Here is a 26,030-nt window from a genome sequence, read left to right as displayed (position 1 = left end):
GTCTGACGATTCAGACGCTAGTAAGCTATACAGATATAGAGAATTGCAGTCGTCATTATAACTTGGCAATTAAGTGATAAGCTTTTTATAGTAGTCGCTTCAGTCATGGTAAAAGCCAAGCAGTAGGCACAAAACGCAAGCCGTATTATAATAAATGATATAAAGGGGTTAGGGGGAGACAATGTGTATGAAAATCCTGTAAAAGAATCTATATCTTGGATGCGGGTCATCGTTTTGACGGTACTTCTTGTCTTACTATCACGGCATTTTCTGTTTGAGCCAGTAGCCGTCCATGGGGAATCGATGATGCCTACGTTTGAAGAAAATGATAAAGTTGTGCTAGCTAAAATTTACTCAATAGAAAATTTTGATATGATTGTTTTTACTGCGCCAAATGGCGTTAATTTTATTAAACGGGTAATCGGTGTTCCAGGAGACATTATTTCCATGCAAGATGACCAATTGTATATAAATGGAAAATCTATGACCGAGCCATATTTGGTAAAAAACTTAAAAGCGGCAAAACAAATGGGAATGTTGCGATTGACTGAGGACTTTAAAGAATTTACTGTGCCAGCAGAATCTTATTTTGTGTTAGGAGATAATCGCTTGAACAGTACCGACTCCCGAGTTTTAGGGTTCATTTCTGAGAAAAGTATTGTAGGTGAAGTGAAAGTTCGAATTTCACCATTAGAACATGTAGGTGTTGTCGAATAACACTAAAGCATTTGTCGGGTTAATAGCAAAAGACAGCTTCCTTAAAAACGAGAAGCTGTCTTTTGCTATTTAAAATAACTCTAGTTTCTCGATCCGTTTGATTGCTTCGACAATACGGCTCTCATCAACCAGTAATCCGACACGGACAAAGCCTTCTCCGCCATCACCGAACCCACTGCCAGCAGCTACTGCAATATCTGCTTTTTCAAGTAGGAAATCAGCAAATTCGATACTCGTAAAACCCTTTGGGATGGGTAACCAAGCAAAGAATGAACCTTGTGGAGCTGTTATTTCCCAACCAATACGTGCACATTCAGCTACGAGTACATTTCTGCGTTTTTCATAGAGATTTACTAAATCATCCACGCATTGCTGATCGGCGTTTAATGCTTCAGCTGCAGCAAGTTGAACCGCTGGGAATAACCCGGCAAATAAATGATCTTGAATTAAGTTTAAGGCTTCAATCATTTTGGAATGTCCGGCAGCAAACCCAATACGCCAGCCAGCCATATTGTAAGTTTTCGATAATGTATACATTTCAATACCGACTTCTTTTGCTCCCTCAGACTGTAAAAAGCTAACTGGTTTTTTTCCTTCAAAACCAACAGCACCGTAAGCAAAGTCATGAACAACGGCAATGTTATTTTCTTTTGCAAAAACGACGGTTTCATCAAAAAACTCTTTGCTCGCTACTGCTCCAGTTGGATTGTTCGGGTAGTTTAAGTACATTAATTTTGCGCGAGAGCGAACAGGTTCAGGTAACTCATCGTAGTTTGGTAAATATCCTTTTCCCGGATCTAATGTCATTAGTTCAAAATCAATATCTGCTAATGGAGCACCTGATAAATAATCAGGGTAACCTGGATTTGGTAGCAATAAAAGATCTTCTGAATTCAGCAATGCTAATGGCAACTCAACAAGCCCAATTTTTGTTCCGCACATAACGGCTACTTCTAAATCGGGATCGATATCTACGTTATACTCGCGTTTATAGAAATCTGCTGCTGCTTGCCGCAAAGTTGATATTCCGCGGAAAGGTGAATACTTATGCGTTTTTGGATCGGTCACTGCAGTTTGTAATGCTTTAACGATATGGTCAGGTGTCGGCTGATCAGGATTGCCTTGACCAAGGTTAATGACATCGCGCCCTTCAGCGATAGCTTGGCTCGTTTTAGCAACGAGTAGAGCGAAAAATTGAGTCGGTAAATTTTGCAAGCGATTTGAAAAGTCCATGGAATTCTCCTTATTTTCGAAATAATTGCACTTCTACTCCGAATCTTATAGAATTTAGAGGAGCTTGTCTACTGGAGGAGAGAATATGAAAATTGCATGTGTTCAGATGGATATTGTATTTGGGAAACCAGAAAAAAACTATCAGCAGGTATTGAACTATTTAACTGAAGCGGCTGACAACGGGGCAGATACGATTGTTTTGCCTGAAATGTGGAATACGGGTTATGCACTAACAGAGCTTAACATGTTAGCAGACAATACAAACCGGACAGTGGAGATGTTGAAAAAATTCGCAAAAGAAAAATCGGTAAACATTGTTGGGGGTTCTGTTTCAACAGAGAAAAATAATGGCTTTTACAATACGATGTATGTCGTCAATAAAAAAGGTGAGCTTGTTTCTGAATACGATAAAGCACATCGTTTTGGATTGATGGATGAACATATTCATTTAGAAGAAGGAGACACTCTTGGCACATTTAAATTGGATAACGTTGTTTATGGCGGTGTTATTTGCTATGATATCCGTTTTCCTGAGTGGATTCGTGCACAAGCATTAAATGATGCAAAGCTTATTTTCGTGTCTGCAGAATGGCCAGAACCAAGAATTGATCATTGGCGTACGTTGCTTCAAGCTCGTGCGATTGAAAACCAATGCTTTATCGTTGGAGTTAACCGCATTGGCAGTGATCCGAACAACGTGTTTGGTGGAAGCACCATGGTAATTGCTCCTTGGGGAGAAATTCGTTTGGACATGAAAAAAGAAGAAGGCATAGGGTATGTGGAAATTGATTTACAAGAAGTAGAAGAAGTTCGTAAACGAATCCCGGTCTTTGACGATCGTCGTGAAAAATTATACGAAACATTCAAAATTTGATTGACACCCTGAAAGTATGTCTGTAACATGAAATTCAATCTAATATACTAACTTATCAAGAGAGACCGAGGGGTAGGCCCTATGACGTCCGGCAACCCCCAGTTGGGAAGGTGCCAAGTCCTGCGGAATGTGAAAACATTTCGGAAGATAAGTCGAGAAATTAAAATTTTCGATGTCTCTTTCTTGATGAAAGAGGCATTTTTTTATTGCCAGGAGGAAGCCATGATACAGATTAAAAATTTGACGAAAACGTATACAACAAAACATGGTGCCGTTACCGGAGTGGATAATGTGTCACTTGAAGTCGGAAAAGGTGAAATATTTGGGATTGTGGGTTACTCAGGAGCAGGAAAAAGTTCGTTGATCCGCTGTATTAACTTACTCGAACGACCAAGCTCTGGCAGTATCATAGTCGATGAAAAAGATTTAACACAGTTAAATGGCGATCAACTGAGAAAAGCGCGGTTAAAAATCGGGATGATTTTCCAACATTTTTATTTGATTAGCCAAAAGACAGTTTACGACAATATCGCTTTTGCACTTCGAGCGGCAGGCACACCTTCTAAAGAGATTAAAATGCGTGTAGAAGAACTGCTTGAAATGGTCGGTTTAGCAGACAAACGGGATGTCTATCCTGCTCAGTTGAGTGGTGGTCAAAAACAGCGTGTCGGCATTGCGCGAGCGTTGGCAAACAATCCCGCCGTGCTGTTATGTGATGAAGCGACTTCAGCACTCGACCCTAATACGACTTTATCAATTTTACGGTTATTGAAAGAAATTAATCGGAAATTGAACATCACGATTGTATTGATAACCCATGAAATGAATGTCGTGAAAGAAATTTGCGATCGGATGGCTATTATGCAAGGTGGACGGGTGATTGAAGAAGGACAAGTATACGATATTTTTGCGGATCCTCAAAAAGAACTAACAAAAGAATTTATCTCTAGTGTCGTATCATTTAATGTTCCAGTACATATTTTAAAGGAATTTAAAGGCACATTAGTAAAAGTACTATTTAAAGGTGGCGTAGCCGGTGAAGGTGTCATTTCCGATATGCTGCAGAGCTTTTCAGTAAAAGGTAACTTTTTGCACGGAGCAATCGAGTATATTCAAGAGCGTCCACTTGGCATCTTTATCATGGAATTAAAAGGCGCTGAAATAGAAGTTATGGAGGCATTGCGGTATTTGGAAAATAGATCGGCAATAGTGGAGGTGATATCGAGTGGACATTGAATGGGGACGAATTATTGAATTATGGCCAGAAATCCAAACTGCATTTTTCCAAACCTTAATGATGATCGGCATTTCGTTATCAGTATCACTGATTATTGGATTGCCACTTGGAATTTTACTATTTATAACAGATCGCGGCTTGTTTCTTGAAAATCGACCCGTGAATTCAGTGGTAGGCTTTGTTGTAAACATTGTACGTTCTATTCCATTTATCATTTTGTTAGTAGCACTTATTCCTTTGACGAAATTTATCACAGGTACAACAATCGGTCCAGTTGCGGCTAGTGTTTCTTTGTCAGTTGCAGCCATTCCGTTTTTTGCGCGAATTGTGGAAAATTCACTTCGCGAAATTGATAAAGGAGTAATCGAAGCAGCAATTGCAGTAGGTGCTACACCGTGGATGATTATTAAAGATGTATTACTACCTGAAGCAAAAGCGAGCATCGTACAAGGGATTACGTTAACGATTATTAGTTTAGTTGCCTATTCAGCTATGGCTGGTGTTGTGGGTGGCGGAGGCATAGGAGATTTAGCCATTCGCTTTGGTTATTACCGATACGATAACACCATTATGGTTGTTACAGTCGTTATTTTGATTGTGTTGGTTCAATTGATTCAACAAGCAGGAGACTATACAGCGAAAGCTATAGATAAAAGATAAGGGGAGAATGATATGAAAAAATTAGGATTAATAATAGCAGCGAGTGCATTGGCTTTAGCGGCATGTGGCAGTGAAGAAAACGCAGCAACAACAGGAGAACCTTCAAAAGATATTAAACTAGGGGCTACGGCAGGGCCTTATAGCGATATGTTAAAACAAGCCATTGTCCCAGGTCTTGAAGAAAAAGGGTATACAGTAGATTTGGTAGAATTCAGTGATTATATTCAGCCAAACATCGCGCTTGATGGTGGAGATATCGATGCCAACCTATTCCAGCACAGCATTTACTTGGAGAATTTTGAAAAAGAAAATAATATGGATTTGTCAGGATTAATCGTTGTGCCGACAGCGCCAATGGGCATTTATTCAAATCAATTTGATACATTAGATGATATTGAAGATGGGGCAACCATCGCAATTCCTAATGACCCTGTTAATGCGGCTCGTGCTTTGCAGATTCTTGAAGATCAAGGTCTAGTCGAAGTAGATCCAGAAGTAGATGACTTAAAAATTTCAGAAAGAGATGTTATTACAAACAAAAAGAATTTAGTATTCCAGCCAATCGAAGCTGGACAATTGCCACGTGCAGTTGAAGGATCTGATTTATCCGCTGTTCCTGGAAACTTTGCATTAGCAGCTGAAATGGACCTTTTGGATGCATTGGCACTGGAGAACATGCCTGACCAATACCGCAATTTAGTAGCAGTTAAAGCGGAAAATGAAGATAGTGAATTGGCGAAAGATTTAATAGAAATTGTGGAATCAGAAGAATTTGAAAAGGTAATCGATGAGAATTTTGAAGGATTCGGTAAACCTCAATGGATGACTGAGCAATAATAATATCAATAAGCTAAAAAGAGCCGCTCCAGATTTTCTGGAGCGGCTTTCTTCTATATTAATATAGGCTTTAAGAAATGACTTTCACCATGTGATGGAAAGGCTCCCCAATAATCGTCCACGGTTCAGAAACCGAATAACCAAGGCGTTTATAAAGACGGATAGCACCATCCTTATCAATATCAACGTTCAGCGAAAGCTTGCCAGCTCCGTTAGACGATACAAGTTCTTCTGCGTAATCAAGTAGCTTTGAGCCAATTCCCTTTCCTTGATAAGCAGGATCGACCGAAACCGTATCGATATACCATTCGTCGGTATGGGCTTCCGGCTCGATTGTTCGCTCATGACCTTGCTTTTTCAACTGCTCAATCAAATAACGATCTAAAGTTTCTGCTTGGTTGCCATGATAAAGAACCAAAATGCCTGCAATTTTACCATCTAAAGTGGCTACATATGTATAGCGGTAACTATGACGCGTATTTTCTCCACGCACCATATCTTCAACTTTTTCGCGTACTGTTTCAGAATCTTTTTGTGCGGTCATATGATTTGCAATTTTACCGATAGCATTGATAATAAGAGGTGCGACTTTTTCAGCATCACTAAGGTGTGCTTGTCGTATAGCGATTTCCAAGGTAGAGACCTCCTTTTACTTGTTTAAAAGCGGTTTTGCCTGAAATAATGAAGAGTATAATTGTATAGACTGGTATTATGGAGTCCGCTAGTAGTTGAGATTCACTTAACTACTAGTATATCAATGAAGAAGGTATTTAACACAAAGGAGAATTATGAATGAAAAACAATAAGTACGTACTCACATATGGAGATGCGTTTGTGGATTATATCGCCACAGATACTACTAACACAGCATTTAATCGCCATCTTGGCGGAGCTACAGTGAATGTGGCTGCAGGTATTAGCCGTTTAGGCATACCTTCAAGTTTTATCACAATCACAGGGGATGACGAGACCTCTACTTTTGTACGCAATGAATTGGTAAGCGAAGGCGTTGATTTAACACATGGGATTATGGTTCCGGAAAAAAGAGTCAGCGGTGTTTATATTCACCTGACACCAGAGTTTGATCGAGTGTTTGCATCGTATGTGAATGAAACTCCGGATCTTCAAGTGACAGGCAAACAGCTGAACACGAAGTCTTTTGAGCAGGCTAGTAGTTTTCATTTTTGTTCAGGAACTCTTTTTCATCCAGATGCGAGGGAGACCACGCGAAAGGCGATTGAACTGTCAAAAGAGCATAATGTTATTTGTACTTATGACGTTAATATTCGGCCGCTGCGCTGGGAAAGCGAAGGACATTGTCGTCAAATTGTCATGAAATTTTTACCTACAGCCGATATCATTAAGCTAACAACAGAAGAGCTTGCATTTTTAATGAAAACAGACTCACTAGAAGAGGGAATTGAACGATTGTCCGCCAACGCGATTCCGTTGGTTTTTGTGACCGATGGTGAAAATGGCACTTATGCGGTTTTTCAAGACCAAACAATTCATGTGCCGGTTATTCCTGTGCAACCTGTCGATACAACAGGAGCAGGAGATGCATTTATGGCAGGGATTATTCGTCACGTCTATTTAAACGGATTCCCTAAAACGCGGCAGGAAGTTATAGAGTGTGCTGACTTTGGGAATCGAATGGGAGCTCATTGCGCGACGAAAGCAGGCGCTTTAACAGCGATGCCGCGTATTGAAGAAATGAAAGACGGGAGAGAAGCTTAGTGGCATTACATAGCTTTCATTTAAAGGCGAATTGGCCAGGTCTTCGTAATGACGTAGGAGAAATTAGAGCAGGCAATTTAAAAACACACATCTCGATTCCAGCAGAAATGGATGGACCAGGAGTCGGTACAAATCCTGACGAGATGCTACTAGGCGCCGCGGCGACTTGTTACATCATCACTCTTGCTGCAATGCTGGAACGTAGTAAGTTAGAGAAGCAATCGCTCACGATGGAGTCAGAAGGAATTGTGGAAGTTGAAAAAGGCGTCATTACGTATAAGCGCATTATTCACAAGCCCAAATTAGTGTTGAAAGGCGATGCTTCAGAAAAGGACTTGGTGTTAGCCCAAAAGCTAGCAGAAAAAGCCGAAAGTTCATGTATGATTACACGTGCCATCAAAGGCAATGTGGAAGTTGAATTGCAAGCGGATATTCAGAAAGAAAACTAAAGTTTTATCATTTACTTCATCTCTTTTCTAAGGGATGAAGTTTTTTTGTTTGAATTGTCTTGGAAATGAGCTTTTTCTTTCTATGAATTGTGATAGACTACAAATATTAAAAATTCAGTATCTTGTAGGAGTATCGAGTATGAGGAATTTATCGCTTCAAACAAAAATTATTATTTTAAGTATGTCATTGATATTATTTGTCACTGTCTTTTTTGGGGGCATTGTTATTTATAACGAAGTGGGAGACACGAAAGGCAATGTGGGGACGCGTGCACTTGAAACTGCAATTGGTATTTCCGTTATGCCTAGCGTAGTAGAGGCAATGGACGATGGAAACCCGGAGGACACGATCCAGCCAATAGCTGAGTATATGAGAAAACAAGTGGGAGCAGAGTTTATTGTGGTGGGGAATATAGATGGAATTCGTTATTCTCATCCTAACCCGACGAAGATTGGAAAAGCCATGGTAGGCGGCGACAACGAACGTGCATTATTAAATGCCGAATTTTATACATCTGAAGCAAAAGGTTCACTCGGCCCAAGTTTACGAGGAAAAGCCCCCATTTTTGATGGCAACGGAAATGTAGTTGGGCTAGTTTCAGTCGGTTATTTATTAGAAGACGTGCAACAAATCATCGTTCAAAAAAGCTTAGAACTTTTAAAATTTGTTTTACTAGCCTTAATACTGGGTGTAATAGGCAGTATACTATTAGCTAAAAATATTCGGAAAGAAACAATGGGGTTAGAGCCTAGGGAAATAGCAGCGATGTATCGAGATCGTGAAGCGTTACTTTCTTCCATTGTTGAAGGAGTAGTGGCTATTGATAATCGGGGAAGAATTACTGAAATCAACCAATCCGCAGAAAGAATGCTTGGACTTACACAAGCTGTCATTAATTCGGATATTGCTGAGGTCCTTCCTCATTCCCGAATGAAAGAAGCGTTGCAACCAGATAAAGTGATGCGCAATGAAGAAATGCTCATCGGTGATAAAGTACTGATTATCAACCGTACACAAATTATGCATAAAAATGAAATTGTAGGTGCAGTGTCGACTTTTCGTGAAAAAACAGATATTCAAGAAGTGTTGGAAACCTTGTCAGAGATTCAACAATACTCTGAAGGATTACGCGCTCAAACACATGAATACTCCAATAAGCTATATGCAATATCAGGATTATTGCAGCTCGAACAAAAGGATGAAGCAATCGAGTTGATCCAACAAGAAACAAAGATTCATGAAAATCAAACAAAATATATGCTAGACCATATTAAAGATAAAAAGGTTCAAGCAATACTACTAGGGAAAATGGGGAAGGCATCTGAAAATAAAGTAGAGCTACTCATCGATGAAAATAGCTCTCTAGAAGAACTTCCGGAACACTTCGATATTGCCAAACTGATTCATATATTAGGAAACTTGATAGACAATGCTATTGAAGAAGTAGTACAACAACCCGTTAAAGAAGTTTCTTTTTTTGTTACTGATTTAGGTCGTGATTTGGTCATTGAGGTAGAAGATAAAGGCCGTGGAATTCAAGCAGAACATATGGAAGACTTATTTAAGCTAGGGTTTTCAACGAAAGTTGGAAAGAAAGATCGAGGTTATGGATTAGCAATTGTGCAGCAAGCCGTTGAACAATTACAAGGGACTATAGAAGTTAGTTCAGAGTTAAAAAAAGGCACTGTTTTCACTGTCTTTTTGCCGAAATAAGAAAAGGAGGACAAGTTCATGATACAGGTGTATATTGCTGAAGATGATTTTCGAGTAGCGAATATCCATGAGCAATTTCTTAAGAAAATACCCGAAGCACAATTACTTGGCAAAGCCAGCAATTGTCAAGAAACCTTAAACGCCATACAAGAACATAAAATCGATTTAGTTATATTGGATAATTATATGCCGGATGGATTGGGGATTGATTTGATCGACGACATACGTTCTTTAAGTCCACAAACAGACGTCATATTAGTATCTGCTGAAAATGACAAAGGATATATTGAACAAGCTATACGTAAAGGGGTAAAGGGCATCATCATCAAGCCAGCCACGTTAGAAAGATTTGTCTCTACAATCGTCAAATACATAGAAAACAAAAAAACGCTTCAAAACACGCATGATATTGATCAACATTTTTTAGATGACTTTTTTGGTGTGAAACTTGTTCAAAAGCCAACGATCGGTGCGAAAGGAATCGATCCCCTGACTTTAGAAAAGGTAAGAGATGTCTTAACAGGCAACACATTAGGCATTACGGCTGAGAAAATGGGCGAACAAATGGGTGCTTCACGAACAACAGCTCGCCGGTACTTAGAACACCTTGTAACGATCGAAGAATGCTATGCCGAATTAGCATACGGAATTGTAGGAAGACCAGAGCGACATTACTATATGAAAAAAGACTGATGCTATTCATCAGTCTCAGACTGTAGACAAAATCTCATTAAAAGAAATAGTGGTTTATAATCTCCAAGCGAGCTGCCCACTTCGCTTAGAATCTTCTTACTTATATTAAAGTGAGTTCTCTTAGTCTACTTTCTACCAATAAAAAAGTCATGAAGTCTTTTTAACCAGTCACTTAAGGATCTGGAGCATCAAACGGCGACTCCTGCGGAAGAACGGAGTGATGAGACCCCGCAGGAGCTTGCGACGAGGAGGCTCAGCGCTTCGTCCGCGGAAAGCGTCCGTTTGGTGCGGAAGATCCCATGTAAATACGAAACAATGAATTACTATTCTTTTGTCTACAAGTGGAGACTGATGCTATTCATCAGTCTTTTTTTGCGTGAACTTTATGAACAAAAAGAACACAAAACTCTTTAAAAAGCTTATTTTGCAAACGGTTACATTCTGAAAATTCAAAGTTATACTCAAGTTAATTAAAAAACGAGGGGGAAATCGAATGAAAAAAACAATGCTTACGACAATTTTAGCAGCAAGTGCTTTAGTATTTGCTGGATGTAACTCAGAAGAAGCCACGAATGAAAGTACAGGAGAAAGTGGGGCATTCGAACCTTCAAAAAATATAGAAATGGTAGCCCCGGCTGGAGCTGGCGGCGGCTGGGATACGACAGCTCGTGAAGTGGCAAGAGTTTTTGGTGAAACGGGAATTGTTGAAAAGAACATGACCGTAATCAATAAAGAAGGTGGCGGTGGAGCCATTGCGTGGGCGTATATTCATGGCCAGGATGACAGTCCTTATAATTTATTTGTTTCTTCTCCACCTTTAATGTTTGTTCCGTTAAATGGACAGTCTGAATATGGCCATGAAGACTTTACACCGCTAGCAAATATGATTGCAGATTATGGTGCATTTGCAGTAAGTGCAGATAGCGAATGGGAAGACTTGAATGATTTATTCGATCAAATGAAAGAAGATCCTGAGAGTGTAACTGTCGTAGGAACATCATCTCCAGGAAGCATGGACCACATGCAATTTGTTCGCATCGCAAAAGCAGCAGGTGTAGATCCAACAAAAATCAAATATGTATCTGACCAAGATGGCGGAGCATTAACATCAGTATTAAACGGCTCAGTTGATGTATTTTCTACGGGTGTCGGAGAAGTAGTTGAACAAGTACGTGCTGGAAATATCAAAGTTCTTGGTGTGACAGCTGAAGAAAGGCTGGAAGGGGAAATTCTTTCGGACTTCCCAACAGCTATCGAACAAGGAATTGATGAAAGCTTTATCAACTGGCGCGGATTTTTTGGACCGCCAAACATGGACCAAGCAGCAGTGGATTATTACGAAGAAAAGTTCAAAGAGTTAAGTGAATCTGAAGAATTTGCTGAAGTCCGTAAAAAGTATGGATGGAACGAGATGTACTTAAATTCGGAAGAATACGAGGAGTTTTTGAATAATGAATACAAAGAAATCGAAGTGTTATTAGAGGAAATTGGGTTAGGAAACTAAAGAAATGAGAAACCGAATAAGCATTATTCGGTTTCTTTCTTTTCAGTATAAAGGAGGCGTTCCACTTGCCATTAACAATCAATCGAAGAATAGCTCTGCTCCTATTTGTTATAGCAGCTATTTACTTATTTTTGAGCTTTCAACTGCCAAATTATCCGTATGCACCAATAGATGCTGATGTTATACCAAAAGGATTGGGCATCCTAATGATTATTTTATCAATTTTCCTTTTTTTCTCTAAAGCTATTGAAACTGAGGCGGAAAAAGAGAAGCGCAATATTCCTAAAAAAGAACTACTAGTGTTATTAGCAGTATTCGCCATGATTTTCCTTTATATTTTGTTGTTTGAAATCATTGGATTTGTCATTATGACTTCGGTCTTTATTTTTTTCTGTTCGTGGTTTTTAGGCTATACCAAGTGGAAATCAAATATTATTGTTTCGATTTTATTTCCTTTAGGGATGTATGCGATTTTTGTTTTTGCTTTAGGAATTTCGCTACCTAGAGGCATTTTACCAATATAGGAGGTGTGGATTTATGAATGCTTTTGATGGAATGATAACAGGTTTTCAAGTCGCTTTAAGTTGGGAAGGTATCTTGTTTGTTTTAATCGGTGTTATTGTTGGTACGCTAATTGGCATGATGCCAGGTCTAGGACCCATTAGTGCCATAGCTATTATGATTCCGATTACATATGGTATGGACCCGGCACCTGCCCTAGTGATGATGGCAGGAGTTTATTATGGCGCAGTATTTGGTGGGTCGACTTCCTCGATTCTGTTAAATGCTCCGGGGATTTCTGGAACTGTTGCAACCGCCTTTGATGGCTATCCGATGGCACAACAAGGAAAAGCCGGAAAAGCACTAGCCATCGCTGCGATTGCTTCATTTTTCGGAGGCACTGTTTCAGTTATCATGCTAATGTTGTTAGCGCCTGCATTATCAAGTGTGGCCATCTCCTTTGGTCCACCTGCCTATTTTGCATTAATGCTTATGGGGCTAACAGCCATATCCAGTTTATCTGAAGGTTCTACGATAAAAGCGATGATTGCTGCAGTTGCTGGGGTAATGGTCGTCACTATCGGTATCGATCCACAAACAGGTACCCAACGTTTTACGTTTGGGAATGTAAATTTATTTGATGGCTTTGACTTTTTAATTATTGCACTCGGCCTGTTTGCCATTGCAGAAGTTTGTATGTTGGTGCTTAATCGGAAAAATCGTAGCTTGAGTGATGATCAAAAGCTCGGTAGTTTAAAAGTGACGCGAGCAGATTTGAAAGAAATGAGCGGTCCGATGACGCGTCAGTCATTTGTTGGCTTTATCCTCGGCGTATTACCAGGTGCTGGTGCAACAATCGCTTCCTTTATTAGTTATATCTTTGAAAAACGGATTTCAAAAAATCCAGAGGAATTTGGAAAAGGATCCATTAAAGGGTTAGCTGCTCCAGAAAGCTCAAACAATGCAGCAACAAGTGGTGCATTTGTGCCATTATTAAGTCTTGGTATTCCGGGTTCTGGTACAACGGCAGTTATGCTTGGAGCATTTCTTGTATTAGGTGTTCAACCAGGGCCGTTATTAATGACGGATCGTCCAGAGATTTTTTGGGGAATTATTGCCAGTATGTATTTAGGAAATATTTTTCTATTAATCTTGAACTTACCGCTCATTCCTTACTTAGCTAAAATATTGAGCATTCCGAGACCGTTGTTGATTTCATTGGTGATCATGTTCAGTTTAATCGGGGTATATTCTATTAGTTTTAATGTGTTTGATCTTTATATGCTTCTTGTTTTTGGTGCACTTGGTTTTGCAATGCGCGTCTTTTCTTTTCCAGCCCCACCGTTTATCTTGGCGTTTATTTTAGGAGGAATGATGGAGCAAGCATTCAGACAATCTATGACTATTTCAAATGGGAATATAGCAATCTTTGTTAACAGTCCATTGCCACTATCATTAATCCTGATAGCATTCTTCTCACTAGTTATTCCGGGTCTTCTAAAATGGAGAAGCCGTCGCAAATTAGCTAAAATGTAAGGGGGAACGATGTGGTTCTTTCTAAACTTCGATTTTTGAGCCTGTTTTTTCTGTTGAGTTTGTCTATTATCTTCTATATATATACCGATATAGCATCTGCTTATTCATTGCAACAGCAATTAACGCTACTCTTGTTGGTGATTGCTATCTATTTTTGGACGCTTAGTTCATTGCCTATTGCAACATCGAGTTTTGTGCTGATTGGATTGATGTTGTTGTTTGGGGTTGTGGAGGAGCCGGAGGAAGCTTTCACAGGATTTATGTCGAGTGCTCTTTACTTTATTTTAGTGTTGTCGCTTATCTCAGCTGCTTTAGTAAGTTCAGGGATAGACCGGGTGTTTGCACATATTATTCTTAAATTTAGCAGAGGTGGATTTCGAGCGATCTTGTTCGGGTTGCCTCTGCTTATTTTATGGATGCCTGTTTTCTTGCCATCAGCAGTTGCACGATTTCGTATACTTGAGCCAATTATTGAAGAGCTAAATACTCGGTTCGGCTTTGGACAAGAAAGCCTATTTCGTAAATACTGCATGTATTTAATAGGAATGTTTAATCAAAACTCGACAATGGTTGTTTTTACTGGAGGCGGATTTCCGATTCTAGCGGCACAATTATTGAAGGATTTCGGAGATGCTGAAATTTCATGGCTCGGATGGTTTTTGCGTATTGCGCCACCTCTTTGGATGGCAATGCTAGTTATTAGTTTTAGCGTGTGGTTTTACTTTAAAAAGCAAAGCGATTCTCTAGACCTTATTAATACAAAAGTTTCTAAAGTAGAAAATGAAAAACTTCCGCCTCGTTTTTGGTGGATTATATTACCTTTTGGAATTATGATTGTTAGTTGGATTGTTCTAGATCATCAACAAGTTCCATTAATTTTAGCTCCGCTCTTATTAGTAGGATATTATGGGATGCCGGTTAATGGATTAATAACCAATAAAACTGTAAGAAACTATGATTGGGAGAGTTTTTTACTAATAGGTTCATCTTTTTCACTCGGTTACGTGATTGAAAAGAATGGTACGGCATTCGTGTTAGCTGAACAGTTGTTGAGCTTTTTGCCGGATGACCTTGGAGAGTTTGGCAATCTTGTTATTATTGCCTGTTTTATTTTTGTGTTGCGCTTTCTATTCGTCGTACCCTCGACATCAATGATCATTATTTTCCCTATCGTTATGAACTATGCACATATTCTTGGCTTATCTATTATAGCCAGTGCATTTTTAGTGATTATGATTATTGGGGGTGTTACTATATTACCAATTCATTCACCAACAACATTTTTAGCTTTTCAAAAAAAAGCCTTTTCAATTAAAGAGCAAATTATAGTAGGTAGTTATTCAAGTGTTATCATCCTGGTCATTGCAATTACATGGGCAGTATTTGTTTGGTGAGTAGATAAAAATCAAAAAGCAATTTGAACTCTCCTTTGTCTTATGTTTAGACCATTCCATACGGGGTAGGGTACTTATAGAGCGAACAAACATGAGGAGGAACTTAAATATGTTCAATTACACAGTAGATACATCTAAAACAGTGAGCGAAGCCGTTGAAGCCTTAGAGGAAAACTTAAAGACAGAGAAGTTCGGTGTTCTTTGGAATTTTGATTTAACTGCGAAGCTTCAAGAAAAAGGAGAGGACTTTGATACTCCTTATACGATTTTAGAAGTTTGCAATCCACAAGAAGCAAACCGTGTGCTATCCGAAAACTTGATGATTGGCTATTTTCTTCCATGCAAGATTGTTGTTTATAAAGAAAGTGATAGTGTGAAAATTGGAATGCCAAAACCAACTGCTTTGATTGGCATGGTAGAAGATCAAAACATTAAATCGATTGCGGAAGACATTGAACAACGATTAATCAAATGTATTGATCAATCTGCATAAATAAACTGGAACATTCACATGCGGGCTGGTCTGTATTTCAAAGTGATTGTCTATCGTAAGCTAATGTGTTGACTACATACCCTAAGGGGTATAAAATGAGGTTTAAGTAAGATATCCTTTATTTTATTAATAGGAGGCATAATTGATATGAAATACGATAAACTTGTTGAAAATCGGTTGAAAAGAATAGAAGGCCAGCTACGCGGTGTGATTAAAATGGTTGAGAATGACGGAGAATGTAGAGACGTCGTTATGCAACTTTCAGCAGTAAGAAGTGCAGTGGATCGTGCTATTGGTGTAATCGTCAGCGATAACTTAGAATCGTGTGTGCGTGAAAGCATAGAAAAAGGCGAAAGTACTGAGAGTATGGTAAAAGAAGCTGTAGACTTACTAGTGAAAAGCAGATAGAAAATTAAAGTTTGACAATCAAAAAAATATGCTTTAGTATACCCTATAGGGTATAAAAGTGCGGCGTCACTATAAAACGCTATTTTTTTTGGAGAAAATAAATACCCCTATGGGTAATTTAAAATGGAGGCAATACAATGGCACAAGAGCAAAAGAAAACAACGATCGTATTATTCAGCGGTGACTATGATAAGGCAATGGCGGCTTATATTATTGCCAATGGTGCTGCAGCATACGATCACGAAGTAACAATTTTTCACACATTCTGGGGATTAAACGCATTAAGAAAAGAAAACCCACCAGAATTGAAAAAAGGTCGCTTAGAAACGATGTTCGCGAAAATGATGCCAAGAGGTGCAGATAAACTTGGTTTATCAAATATGCATTTTGGTGGAATGGGTCCGAAAATGATCAAACAAGTTATGAAAAAGCATAATGCATTATCTTTACCACAATTAATAGAAATGGCAGAAGAACAAGATGTAAAAATGATTGCTTGCACAATGACAATGGATCTTCTTGGTTTACAAAAAGAAGAATTGCTTGATGAAATTGAGTATGCAGGAGTTGCAGCTTATCTTGGAGATGCAGAAGACGGGCACGTTAACCTATTCATTTAATTAAATTTAACTATGAAGGGAAGAATGCAATATGGAATGGATTACATGGCTCTTAGTTGGGGCAGCGGTTCTTTGGTTGATTTATCGATTCACTGCACCTACTAAAGGTGTTCAATCGATATCTACAGAAGAAATGAAATCTCAACTTGGTAAAAAAGATAAACAATATATTGATGTAAGAACTCCAGGTGAATTCAAAGGAAATCACATTAAAGGCTTTAAAAATATTCCATTGAATGAATTACCGAAACGCATGAATGAACTAGCAAAAGATAAAGAAACATTAGTCATCTGCCAAAGTGGGATGCGTAGCAGTAAAGCAAGTCAATTATTAAAAAAGAACGGCTTTACAGCAATCACAAACATTAGAGGCGGAATGAGCAGTTACCGCAGATAAAGGAGAGATTTATCATGAAAACCATGACAACTCAAGAAGTTCAAGAATTATTGGAAAATAATCAATCTATCAATTTAATCGATGTTCGCGAAACAGATGAAGTTGCAGCAGGTAAAATTCCAGGTGCGATCAATATTCCTTTAGGATCATTGGAATCCCGCATGAGCGAACTTGATAAATCTCAAGAATATATTATGGTGTGCCGTTCAGGTGGCCGCAGTGGACAAGCAACTAGTTTCCTTGAAAACCAAGGCTACAAAGTTACGAATATGGACGGCGGAATGCTGAATTGGAATGGCGAAACAAACTAATTACCTGCTGAACTACAGGCGGAATATCAAGGAGGAAATTTAATGGTAAAGATAGACTTAACATTAGATGCAAAAGGAATGGCATGTCCGATGCCAATCGTAAAAACGAAAAAAACAATGAAAAGCATGGATTCAGGTAAAGTATTAGAAATTCTTGCGACAGATAAAGGTTCAACAGCCGATCTTCAAGCATGGGCAAAAAGTTCAGGACATCAATATATCGGGACTGAAACTGAAGGAGATGTTTTACGCCATTTTCTACGCAAAGATGGTGCAGGATCTCCTGAAGAAACCATTACCATACCTGAAATCGTATTAACTGATTTTGCTCAAAAAGTTGATTCAGATGAAAATTTAACCATTTTAGATGTTCGTGAAAAAGATGAATTTGAAGAAGCTCATATTCCAGGTGCAGTCCACATCGCTTTAGGTGATGTAGAAACGCGCATGGCTGAATTGGAAAAAGAAGATACAATTTATATCATTTGCCATTCTGGTCGTAGAAGTGGAATTGCAGGAGATTTGATGGCTAAAAAAGGCTTTGACAAACTTTATAACGTAGTACCAGGTATGAGAGATTGGACAGGAAAAACAGTTTAAAAATTTTAAATAAATATATACCCCTGGAGGTAATTTTGTATGACGGTAACAGCAATGACAGCAAGTGAAGTAGCAAAAAAAGTAGTAAATAATCAGCCATTGTTCATCTTAGATGTACGAAATGGCGATGCCTTCGCGGATTGGAAAATTGAAGGTGGAAATATCCAATATTTGAATACACCTTATTTCGATTTATTGGACGGCGTCGAAGAAGTGGTTTCAGAATTGCCAACAGACAGAGACATTTTAGTCGTCTGTGCAAAAGAAGGATCTTCGATTATGATAGCAGAAATGCTGTCAGAAGAAGGTGTTCGAGCAGCGTATCTTCAAGGTGGTATGAAAGCCTGGAGTGAGCATCTGGAACCAGTAAAAGTCGGTGAATTGAGCAACGGCGGCGAATTATATCAATTTGTACGTCTTGGTAAGGGTTGCCTGTCTTATATGGTAATCTCTGAAGGAGAAGCCGCTGTAGTTGATGCAACTCGCATGGCAAATATCTTCTTGGACTTCGCGCAGGAAAAAGGCGCAACAATTAAACACGTTTTTGATACACACTTACACGCCGATCATATTTCTGGCGGCCGTGCAATTGCAGAAGCGACAGGCGCAACGTATTACTTGCCACCAAAAGATGCAGAAGGTGTTGTATTTGAATACGGGGCTCTAGAAAATGGTCTCGAAGTGGCCATTGGAAATTCGAAACTTGAAATTGAAGCTCTTTATTCACCAGGGCACACAATCGGCTCTACTTCGTTTATCGTAGATAGCAAGTACTTGTTGACTGGTGACATTCTGTTCATCGATTCAATTGGACGTCCAGATCTTGCGGGGCTTGCTGAGGACTGGGTAGGCGATTTGAGAGAATCTCTTTACTCACGTTATCAGGATTTAGCAAATGAACTTATTGTTCTTCCAGCTCATTTCATGATTATTGATGAATTAAATGAAGACGGTAGTGTGGCTAAAAAACTTGGCGACTTATTTAAAGAAAACCACGGATTGAATATTTCGGACGAACAAGAATTTCGTGATATGGTCACGAAAAACTTACCACCGCAACCGAATGCATACCAAGATATTCGCAAAACAAATATGGGTCAGATTACACCAGATGATGAAATACAGCGTGAAATGGAAATTGGACCAAATCGCTGTGCAGTTCGTTAAGTAAAAATTATAGGTTGAATAGCCAAAAAAATAGGTATCGAACAGAATAGTAGAGATTCCTACAAGCTCGCAGGAAGGCAGGGCTAGTTTGTGGAATAGCTTAAAGTAGAATAATCAATAGTACAACAACTCAAAGGAGAGATTTTGATGAATGCAGATAAAGTATTGGACGCAAAAGGGCTAGCATGCCCAATGCCGATTGTAAAAACAAGAAAACAAATGAAAGAAATGGAAAGTGGACAGGTACTTGAAATTTTGGCAACTGATAAAGGCGCAAAAGCAGATTTAGTTGCATGGGCAAAATCGGGCGGTCACGAAATGTTGGATTCACGAGAAGATAGTGATGTTTTTACATTCTGGATTAAGAAAGGCTAAAAGTCGGATTAAAGGGTATCGTAACGATGCCCTTTTCCCTTTTTGAAAGGTGATGTAAAATGAGCATAGATTTTATCATTGTTATATTTATCATAGGCTTTGTTGGTTCTTTTATTTCCGGAATGGTGGGAATCGGCGGTTCGATTATCAAGTATCCGATGTTACTTTATATACCAGTAATGCTGGGTTATACGGCTTTTAGTGCGCATGAAGTATCAGGCATTAGTGCCATCCAAGTCTTTTTTGCGACTATCGCCGGAGTATGGGCATATCGTGGTAGCGGTTATTTAAACAAAACATTGATTGCTTACATGGGTAGTGCCATTTTAGTAGGTAGCTTTATCGGGGGTTATGGTTCAACATTATTGTCTGAGCAAGCCATCAATATTGTTTATGCCGTATTGGCAACAATTGCTGTAGTCATGATGTTCATGCCTAAAAAAGGCGTGGATGATATTCCGCTTGATCAAGTTACGTACAACAAATGGTTAGCAGCCGGATTAGCGTTTGCTGTCGGAATTGCAGCCGGAATTGTAGGAGCAGCAGGGGCCTTTATTTTAGTACCGATAATGCTGATTGTACTGAAAATCCCAACGCGAATGACCATTGCGACATCGCTTGCCATTACGTTCTTATCATCAATAGGTGCGACAATTGGTAAAATTGTTACGGATCAGATTTTATACGGTCCGGCATCTATCATGATTGTTGCAAGTCTTCTTGCAGCACCACTTGGAGCTAAGTTAGGACAAAAAATGAATACGAAATATCTTCAATGGATTTTGGCTTTATTGATCTTAGGTACAGCTATTAAAATCTGGACAGATATTCTTTAATGTGAAGAGGACGCCTTTAAAGGCGTCCTCTTTTATATTTCAAAGCTTTTCCTACTTATGATTTCGATTCGGTCGGATGGATAAGTGTAGTTTCCAGTGCGCTCGATTTGAGCCACCTCATACATTGCTAATGCTACATTTTTAGCTTCAACAGGCTTATATTTTTTCATTTTTCCTCGCATTAAAATACTGATTACTGGACTTAGTATCGTTGCGAATTTTTCACCTAACCGAAATTCTTTGCGCTCACCTAGCAGTAAAGAAGGCTGGAAAATATGGAGTGCAATCAAACCTGTTTTCTTTAACCGCAACTGCAGTTGACCTTTAGTGCGGCTATAAAAAACTTTGGAAGTAGAGTCTGCACCTAATGCTGTAATGACTAAGAAGTTCTTTGTCTGCTGGGATGCAGCCAATTCAGCCATTTTAAGAGGATAGTCATAATCGACTTTTTTGAATGCTTCTTGTGACCCCGCTTTTTTAATAGTTGTGCCAAGACAGCAATAAACATAATCTACATCAAAGTGTTGGGCGTATTCGTCCAGTTTATCGAAATCAATGGTCACTTGTTCAAGTTTTTCATGTGTGATTTCGAGAGGGTGGCGAACCAAAATTTTAACGTGACTATACTGTGCACTGTTTAAAAGGATATGAAGCAATTCATTGCCGACCAATCCGCTAGCTCCTGCTAGTAAAGCCGTTTTACTATTCAATGTGAACGACTCCTTTGTCTGTATCTCTTTGGTTTAAAATCTACTATACCGCATTTTTTAGGAAATTGTCTTTTTGCTTTGATTCTTCTATTGTAGGGGTACAATAAGAGTAAGGTCAAAAAGAAAGGAAGACGCACATGAAACCAGTGATACTCGCTGAAAAACCAAGCCAAGCAAAGGCCTATGCTGAAGCGTTCAAGTCCACGAAACGTGATGGTTTTATTGAAATTGCACCAGACCCAATTTTTCCAGAAGGCGCATATATCACGTGGGGAATTGGACATCTTGTGGAGTTAAAAGAACCAAAAGCTTATGATCCGAAATGGGGTAAGTGGTCATTGTCTGCGTTGCCGATTTTGCCTAGCAATTATCAGTTTCAAATAGCGCGAGGCAAAGCACAGCAATTTGGCATCATTAAAAAGTTGATATTTCAAACCGATACGGTCATTAATGCATGCGATGTTGACCGGGAAGGCTCTAATATATTTTATAGCATCTACTATCATACAGGTGCCAAGAACAAAAAAATAAAACGCTTATGGATAAACTCACTAGAAGCAGATGAAGTCAGAAAAGGTTTTCAAGAACTGCGTGACAATCAGCAAGACTTATTATTGTACCAAGAAGCAAAAGCGCGTCAAATTAGCGATTGGCTTGTCGGTATGAATGGATCTCGTTTGTATTCGTTATTGCTTCAAGAAAAAGGCATACGCGAAGTATTTGCGATAGGGCGAGTTCAGACGCCCACTGTTTTTTTGATTTACCAACGCGAAAAAGAAATTGAAGCGTTTGTACCAGAACCTTTTTATGAAATCGAAGGGTTGTTTGTTGCAGAAAAAGGACGTTATAAAGGCAAAGTGAAGTTGCGTGCAAAAGAGCGTAAAGAAGCAGAGGAATTGCTCGTTAAGCATACGATTGGAGCAAAAGAAGAGGGTGTTGTGACACAGGTTAAGACGACAGAAAAGCGCACGCCGCCTCCGCAGTTGCACTCGTTATCTACTTTGCAGGCAGCGGCCAATCGCAAGTGGAAATACAGTCCGGCAAAAGTTTTATCTGTCATGCAAGGTCTATACGAGAAAAAACTGGTTAGTTACCCAAGAACCGACACACAACATATTACACTTGGTGAATTTAGTTATTTGGCAGGACAAGTAGAGAAATACCAACAAATCATCAATGCACAGTTTCCAATCGCGTCAAAAGCGCCTAAAAAGCGCTTTGTGGACAGTTCTAAAGTTCAGGAACATTATGCGATCATTCCAACAAAAACAATACCGACAGCACGCAAAATCGAAGGGTTAGCGAAAGACGAGCGCAATTTGTATGAAGAAGTGTTGCGGACGACATTGGCGATGTTTCATAAAGATTATCGATATGCAGAAACAAAAGTGACGACAGAAGTTAAAGGCTTACCATTTTTCACAACCGGAAAAACAGAGCTTGATAAAGGCTGGAAAGAGCTGTTTGCCGTTTCTAAAGAAGCGAAGCAAGAGCCTTCATTGCCGGAATTGCGTGAGCAAGAGCCTGTTAAGAGCAAAATTGACATAAAAGAAAGTATGACGACTCCGCCAAAGCCTTATACAGAAGGGCAACTAATCGCCATGATGAAGACATGCGGGAAGCTTGTTGAAGACGTAGAAGATACCGAAATTTTGAAAGAAATTGAAGGACTCGGCACAGAAGCGACAAGAAGTGGCATTATTGAAACGATCAAGCGTCATGAATACATTTCAGTCACGAAAAACATTGTTTCTATTACGGGAAAAGGGCGTATTCTATGCCAGTCTATCGAAGGGAATTTATTGTCCAGTCCATCGATGACGGCAAAATGGGAAACGTATTTAAAGAAAATTGGGCGCGGAGAAGGATCCGCTGAAGTATTTTTAGCAACTATCGGCAAATTTATTCAAAAGCTGCTCGACGAAGTACCAGCTCAAATGCAGCAAAACGGATTGCCAGCGCAACTAGCAATGCCTGATGCCAAAGATGAAATCGCGCTTTGCCCAAGGTGCAAAACAGGCATGATTGTCTCAAGAAGAGGTTCTTATAATTGCACAGAATATGCGAATGGCTGCAAGCAATCTTTTCCTGCGACGTTCTTGAAAAAACGACTAACAGCCAAGCAAATCGAGTATTTGTGTACAAAAGGCAAGACGCCAGTCATTAAAGGCTTCGTTTCGAAAAATGGCAAGAAATTCAATGCCAAATTGATACTTGAAGACGGTAAATTGAAAATGGAATTCTGAAGTTCATTTGGTTGCAATAACCCCGGTCTCTCTTGAATAATCAATGAGAGAGCAAAGTAAATAATTTGGAAGAAAGGGAGTTTCGCATGAATTACAATTTTGATGAAATTATTAATAGAAGAGGTACTTATTCCTTGAAGTGGGACGGGGAAGAATTGATCAAACAATTTGGTCTGACAGAAAGGTATGATGAAGATACCATTCCATTATTTACGGCAGATATGGATTTACCAGTACCTCAACCATTAGTCGATGCATTGCATAAAACAGTCGATCATCGTATATACGGCTATTCTGTTTTTCCAGATGAATATTTTGATGCGATTCAAGCATGGATGCAAAAACGCCATGACTGGACCATAGAAAAAGAGCATATTGTCTATAGCCCAGGGACTGTTCATGCATTGAGTATTGCAGTTAAAGCATTTACAAATGCGGAAGACGGCATCATGATTCAACGTCCTGTCTATCCTCCCTTTACTTCTGTAATTGAAGGCAATAATCGGCACGTAGTTAATAATGCATTGAAAAAAGATGACAGCGGCTATTATTCAATCGACTTTGAAGATTTTGAAGCAAAAGCACAAGATGACAAAACGAAAATGTTTATACTGTGCAATCCACATAACCCAACTGGTCGGAATTTCAATGAAGACGAATTGAAAAAAATGGCAGCTATTTGTCATAAACACAATGTCTTAATTGTTGCAGATGAAATTCATGGAGATTTGCTTCGTCGTGGTGAAAAATTTGTGCCAATGGCAAAAGTGGCAGAGCATAAAGATCATATCATTACGTGCACAGCCATCAATAAAACCTTTAATGTTGCTGGGCTTCATTGCACCAATGTCATTATCTCTGATGAAGAGCTGCGAACTAAATTTTCTACTGAAATGGGCATGCAACTAGCGTCTCCGTTTGCTATTGCGGCATTAATTGCTGTTTATAACGAAGGTGAAGATTGGTTAGAACAACTAAAGGACTATGTAGATGGCACGATGACGTATATAAAGGAATTTTTAGCAGAAAATATGCCAGAAGTTAACGTAGCGATACCAGAAGGTACGTATATTATGTGGCTAGACTTTAGTGGTTATGGCATCTCGGCGGAGGAAATTCACGACCGCATTTACAATAAAGCCAATGTCTTGTTAGAAGATGGCAGTATGTTTGGGGAAGAAGGAGAATTCTTTCAGCGAATCTGTACCCCTTCTCCGCGTCCGCTTATTCAAGAAGCGTTAGAACGAATTGCGAAAGAATTTGAAGACATTTCGAAAAAGTAAGTAGACAAAAAAAGGGGCAAGCTCAAAAAAATGAGCTTGCCCCTTTTTTGATTAAATTTCATATTTTCCTTTTAACGGAACGAATAATACTTTGTTTAAAGATGTTGTATGAAGTTTTCCGCTATGATCTTTTTCGATTAAGAGCAGTTCTTGGTTAAAGGAGTTCCCAACAGGGATAACCATTTTCCCATCATTATTTAATTGGTCAAGCAATTCTGTAGGAACTTCAGAAGCTGCGGCTGTGACCATAATGCGATCGAAAGGCGCATGTTCTTGCCAACCTTCGCTGCCATCACCTAATTTGAAATGGATATTGTGGATGTTTAATTGAGCTACCCGCTCTTTTGCGCGATTGTGTAATTCTTCAATTCTTTCAATGGTGTAGACCGCTCCTGAGAAAATAGCCAGTAATGTAGTTTGAAAACCGGAACCTGTTCCTACTTCTAACACTTTATCAGTTGGCCGAAGATCGAGTGCTAGGGTCATTTCAAGAACAAGAGATGGCTGTGAGATGGTTTGTTCAAATCCAATGGGAAGGGCATGATCAAATGACGCAAGATCTTTATTGGAATCCATAAAATAGCTGCGATCCATTTCTCTGAAATAAGCAATAATCTCTTTTCTACGATTTTCCATCTTCTTTCCCTACTTTCTTTTGTTACGGAAATAATAAGCAAAGCAGTGTTTAAATCATGCATTTTCTGAGAGGTCTTGTTACAGTAATTTTAAGTGGAAAACAGCAAGCTGTATAGTATTTGCTACGGGATTTTCGGGGAAGGAGATTGTCGTGATGACACATCAACAAATGACCATCGAAACAATTGAAAAAGGAATTTATTTAAGTGAAGAAAATTTGGAACTAGCAACTTTTGGAATGGGCTGTTTTTGGGGTCCGGACGCGCGGTTTGGGAGTATGGCAGGTATTCTGCGAACACGGGTGGGGTTTGCAGGTGGAACCACCCCAACGCCTAGTTACCGAACGATGGGCGACCATACAGAAACTATCCAAATCGAATATGACCCGCAGGTAATCAGCTACGCAAATATACTAAAGGAATTTTGGCGAAATCATTACCCAAATCGCGATAATTACAAAGGACGACAATATATTTCTTTAGTCCATTATCATACCGACCAACAACGACAAGTAATTGAGGCGATTCGAAAAGAAATGGAAACAGAACTAGGTGAGTCGATTGAAACCGAGATTTCTCCTTTTAGTCAGTTTACTTTGGCAGAAGAGCGTCATCAAAAATACTATTTAAAGCGTTACCCGAAAGCACTTGATCAACTCGCAGCACTTTATCCAAATAAAGAAATGCTAGTAGACTCTACTTTTGCTGCACGATTAAATGGTTTTGTGAAAGGCTTCGGTACAAAAGATAGCTTGCAAAAAGAGATAAATCAGTGGAGCATTGGAGAAACCGAGAAGGCTTTTTTAACAAAGCTTTTTTTATCGTTAAAATGGTAATGGGATAGAATGAAGTGTATAGGGGGG

General features: G+C 39.2%; 29 protein-coding genes and 1 riboswitch. Of the genes, 25 read left to right on the top strand and 4 right to left on the bottom strand.

The features are described 5' to 3' along the window. Positions 1–183: 183 nt before the first annotated feature. A complete protein-coding gene (lepB, locus tag BBI08_RS14920; RefSeq protein WP_008498355.1) occupies positions 184–717 on the top strand; it encodes a signal peptidase I in 534 nt (177 codons plus the stop codon). 69 nt (positions 718–786) lie between these two features. On the opposite strand, the gene BBI08_RS14915 is transcribed toward lepB, so the two are convergent. After that, positions 787–1,950 carry a pyridoxal phosphate-dependent aminotransferase gene (locus tag BBI08_RS14915; RefSeq protein WP_065528284.1) on the bottom strand — a complete coding sequence of 388 codons (1,164 nt, stop codon included), beginning with the start codon at positions 1,948–1,950 and terminating at the stop codon, positions 787–789. A gap of 85 nt (positions 1,951–2,035) precedes the next feature. Between BBI08_RS14915 and BBI08_RS14910 the strand changes: the two genes are divergently transcribed. The 4 genes from BBI08_RS14910 (at position 2,036) to BBI08_RS14895 (ending at position 5,558) form a co-directional block, all read left to right on the top strand. Beyond that, on the top strand, positions 2,036–2,824 hold the full coding sequence (locus BBI08_RS14910; protein ID WP_008498357.1) for a carbon-nitrogen family hydrolase: 789 nt from the start codon (positions 2,036–2,038) through the stop codon (positions 2,822–2,824). A 49-nt stretch (positions 2,825–2,873) separates the two neighbouring features. Then, positions 2,874–2,978, top strand: a riboswitch (SAM riboswitch). 68 nt (positions 2,979–3,046) lie between these two features. After that, positions 3,047–4,060 carry a methionine ABC transporter ATP-binding protein gene (locus BBI08_RS14905; RefSeq protein WP_008498358.1) on the top strand — a complete coding sequence of 338 codons (1,014 nt, stop codon included), beginning with the start codon at positions 3,047–3,049 and terminating at the stop codon, positions 4,058–4,060. Further along, positions 4,050–4,721, top strand: coding sequence for a methionine ABC transporter permease (locus BBI08_RS14900; protein ID WP_008498359.1), 672 nt, complete (start codon positions 4,050–4,052; stop codon positions 4,719–4,721). Before BBI08_RS14905 ends, BBI08_RS14900 begins: the two co-directional genes overlap by 11 nt. Positions 4,722–4,733: 12 nt before the next feature. Beyond that, positions 4,734–5,558: a MetQ/NlpA family ABC transporter substrate-binding protein gene (locus BBI08_RS14895; RefSeq protein WP_008498360.1), complete on the top strand. Its 825-nt coding sequence runs from the start codon at positions 4,734–4,736 to the stop codon at positions 5,556–5,558. 70 nt (positions 5,559–5,628) lie between these two features. On the opposite strand, the gene BBI08_RS14890 is transcribed toward BBI08_RS14895, so the two are convergent. After that, positions 5,629–6,192: a GNAT family N-acetyltransferase gene (locus BBI08_RS14890; protein WP_008498361.1), complete on the bottom strand. Its 564-nt coding sequence runs from the start codon at positions 6,190–6,192 to the stop codon at positions 5,629–5,631. A gap of 158 nt (positions 6,193–6,350) precedes the next feature. On the opposite strand from BBI08_RS14890, the gene BBI08_RS14885 reads away from it, so the two are divergent. The 17 genes from BBI08_RS14885 to BBI08_RS14805 all read left to right on the top strand — a co-directional run bounded on the left by BBI08_RS14885 (position 6,351) and on the right by BBI08_RS14805 (position 20,293). Beyond that, positions 6,351–7,295, top strand: coding sequence for a carbohydrate kinase family protein (locus BBI08_RS14885; protein ID WP_008498362.1), 945 nt, complete (start codon positions 6,351–6,353; stop codon positions 7,293–7,295). Continuing rightward, complete coding sequence (locus BBI08_RS14880) at positions 7,295–7,744, top strand: OsmC family protein (RefSeq protein ID WP_008498363.1); 450 nt, start codon at positions 7,295–7,297, stop codon at positions 7,742–7,744. The genes BBI08_RS14885 and BBI08_RS14880 overlap by 1 nt, the downstream gene beginning before the upstream one ends. Positions 7,745–7,883: 139 nt before the next feature. Next, positions 7,884–9,458: an ATP-binding protein gene (locus BBI08_RS14875; RefSeq protein ID WP_065528283.1), complete on the top strand. Its 1,575-nt coding sequence runs from the start codon at positions 7,884–7,886 to the stop codon at positions 9,456–9,458. An 18-nt stretch (positions 9,459–9,476) separates the two neighbouring features. Next, positions 9,477–10,151, top strand: a complete 675-nt coding sequence (locus tag BBI08_RS14870; protein ID WP_008498366.1) for a response regulator — start codon at positions 9,477–9,479, stop codon at positions 10,149–10,151. A 493-nt stretch (positions 10,152–10,644) separates the two neighbouring features. Then, positions 10,645–11,655 (top strand): tripartite tricarboxylate transporter substrate binding protein, encoded by a 1,011-nt coding sequence (locus tag BBI08_RS14865; protein WP_008498367.1) that lies wholly within the window; start codon positions 10,645–10,647, stop codon positions 11,653–11,655. A gap of 65 nt (positions 11,656–11,720) precedes the next feature. Continuing rightward, positions 11,721–12,179 (top strand): tripartite tricarboxylate transporter TctB family protein, encoded by a 459-nt coding sequence (locus tag BBI08_RS14860; protein WP_065528282.1) that lies wholly within the window; start codon positions 11,721–11,723, stop codon positions 12,177–12,179. 13 nt (positions 12,180–12,192) lie between these two features. Further along, positions 12,193–13,692: a tripartite tricarboxylate transporter permease gene (locus BBI08_RS14855; RefSeq protein WP_008498368.1), complete on the top strand. Its 1,500-nt coding sequence runs from the start codon at positions 12,193–12,195 to the stop codon at positions 13,690–13,692. An 11-nt stretch (positions 13,693–13,703) separates the two neighbouring features. Continuing rightward, positions 13,704–15,086 (top strand): SLC13 family permease, encoded by a 1,383-nt coding sequence (locus BBI08_RS14850; protein WP_008498369.1) that lies wholly within the window; start codon positions 13,704–13,706, stop codon positions 15,084–15,086. 109 nt (positions 15,087–15,195) lie between these two features. Further along, a complete protein-coding gene (locus tag BBI08_RS14845; RefSeq protein ID WP_008498370.1) occupies positions 15,196–15,579 on the top strand; it encodes a DUF302 domain-containing protein in 384 nt (127 codons plus the stop codon). Between the two features lie 147 nt (positions 15,580–15,726). Next, entirely contained in the window at positions 15,727–15,987 is a 261-nt protein-coding gene (locus tag BBI08_RS14840) for a metal-sensitive transcriptional regulator (RefSeq protein WP_008498371.1), read from the top strand. 137 nt (positions 15,988–16,124) lie between these two features. Further along, positions 16,125–16,607: a DsrE/DsrF/DrsH-like family protein gene (locus tag BBI08_RS14835; RefSeq protein WP_008498372.1), complete on the top strand. Its 483-nt coding sequence runs from the start codon at positions 16,125–16,127 to the stop codon at positions 16,605–16,607. Between the two features lie 31 nt (positions 16,608–16,638). Then, a complete protein-coding gene (locus BBI08_RS14830; protein ID WP_008498374.1) occupies positions 16,639–17,004 on the top strand; it encodes a rhodanese-like domain-containing protein in 366 nt (121 codons plus the stop codon). 14 nt (positions 17,005–17,018) lie between these two features. Next, positions 17,019–17,315 carry a rhodanese-like domain-containing protein gene (locus BBI08_RS14825; protein WP_008498375.1) on the top strand — a complete coding sequence of 99 codons (297 nt, stop codon included), beginning with the start codon at positions 17,019–17,021 and terminating at the stop codon, positions 17,313–17,315. A gap of 42 nt (positions 17,316–17,357) precedes the next feature. Further along, the gene (locus BBI08_RS14820; RefSeq protein ID WP_065528281.1) at positions 17,358–17,915 is read left to right on the top strand and encodes a sulfurtransferase TusA family protein; all 558 of its coding nucleotides are present in this window, start codon (positions 17,358–17,360) and stop codon (positions 17,913–17,915) included. A 39-nt stretch (positions 17,916–17,954) separates the two neighbouring features. Further along, complete coding sequence (locus tag BBI08_RS14815) at positions 17,955–19,082, top strand: MBL fold metallo-hydrolase (RefSeq protein ID WP_008498377.1); 1,128 nt, start codon at positions 17,955–17,957, stop codon at positions 19,080–19,082. Between the two features lie 147 nt (positions 19,083–19,229). Further along, positions 19,230–19,457, top strand: coding sequence for a sulfurtransferase TusA family protein (locus BBI08_RS14810; protein ID WP_008498378.1), 228 nt, complete (start codon positions 19,230–19,232; stop codon positions 19,455–19,457). A 59-nt stretch (positions 19,458–19,516) separates the two neighbouring features. After that, positions 19,517–20,293, top strand: coding sequence for a sulfite exporter TauE/SafE family protein (locus BBI08_RS14805; RefSeq protein ID WP_008498379.1), 777 nt, complete (start codon positions 19,517–19,519; stop codon positions 20,291–20,293). Positions 20,294–20,325: 32 nt separating this feature from the next. Here the strand turns inward: BBI08_RS14805 and BBI08_RS14800 are convergent, their stop codons facing one another. Next, complete coding sequence (locus BBI08_RS14800; protein ID WP_008498380.1) at positions 20,326–21,003, bottom strand: NAD(P)H-binding protein; 678 nt, start codon at positions 21,001–21,003, stop codon at positions 20,326–20,328. Positions 21,004–21,140: 137 nt separating this feature from the next. On the opposite strand from BBI08_RS14800, the gene BBI08_RS14795 reads away from it, so the two are divergent. Then, a complete protein-coding gene (locus tag BBI08_RS14795; RefSeq protein WP_065528280.1) occupies positions 21,141–23,249 on the top strand; it encodes a type IA DNA topoisomerase in 2,109 nt (702 codons plus the stop codon). Positions 23,250–23,335: 86 nt separating this feature from the next. Next, complete coding sequence (locus BBI08_RS14790) at positions 23,336–24,532, top strand: MalY/PatB family protein (protein WP_040850989.1); 1,197 nt, start codon at positions 23,336–23,338, stop codon at positions 24,530–24,532. A 51-nt stretch (positions 24,533–24,583) separates the two neighbouring features. Here the strand turns inward: BBI08_RS14790 and BBI08_RS14785 are convergent, their stop codons facing one another. Further along, the gene (locus BBI08_RS14785) at positions 24,584–25,168 is read right to left on the bottom strand and encodes a protein-L-isoaspartate(D-aspartate) O-methyltransferase (RefSeq protein ID WP_008498382.1); all 585 of its coding nucleotides are present in this window, start codon (positions 25,166–25,168) and stop codon (positions 24,584–24,586) included. A 154-nt stretch (positions 25,169–25,322) separates the two neighbouring features. Between BBI08_RS14785 and msrA the strand changes: the two genes are divergently transcribed. Continuing rightward, on the top strand, positions 25,323–26,003 hold the full coding sequence (msrA, locus tag BBI08_RS14780; RefSeq protein ID WP_008498383.1) for a peptide-methionine (S)-S-oxide reductase MsrA: 681 nt from the start codon (positions 25,323–25,325) through the stop codon (positions 26,001–26,003). The last annotated feature ends 27 nt before the right edge of the window (positions 26,004–26,030 follow it).

The organism is Planococcus halocryophilus (assembly GCF_001687585.2).
In the GTDB taxonomy this organism is placed as follows: domain Bacteria; phylum Bacillota; class Bacilli; order Bacillales_A; family Planococcaceae; genus Planococcus; species Planococcus halocryophilus.
This window is presented reverse-complemented; position numbering and strand designations above follow the sequence as displayed.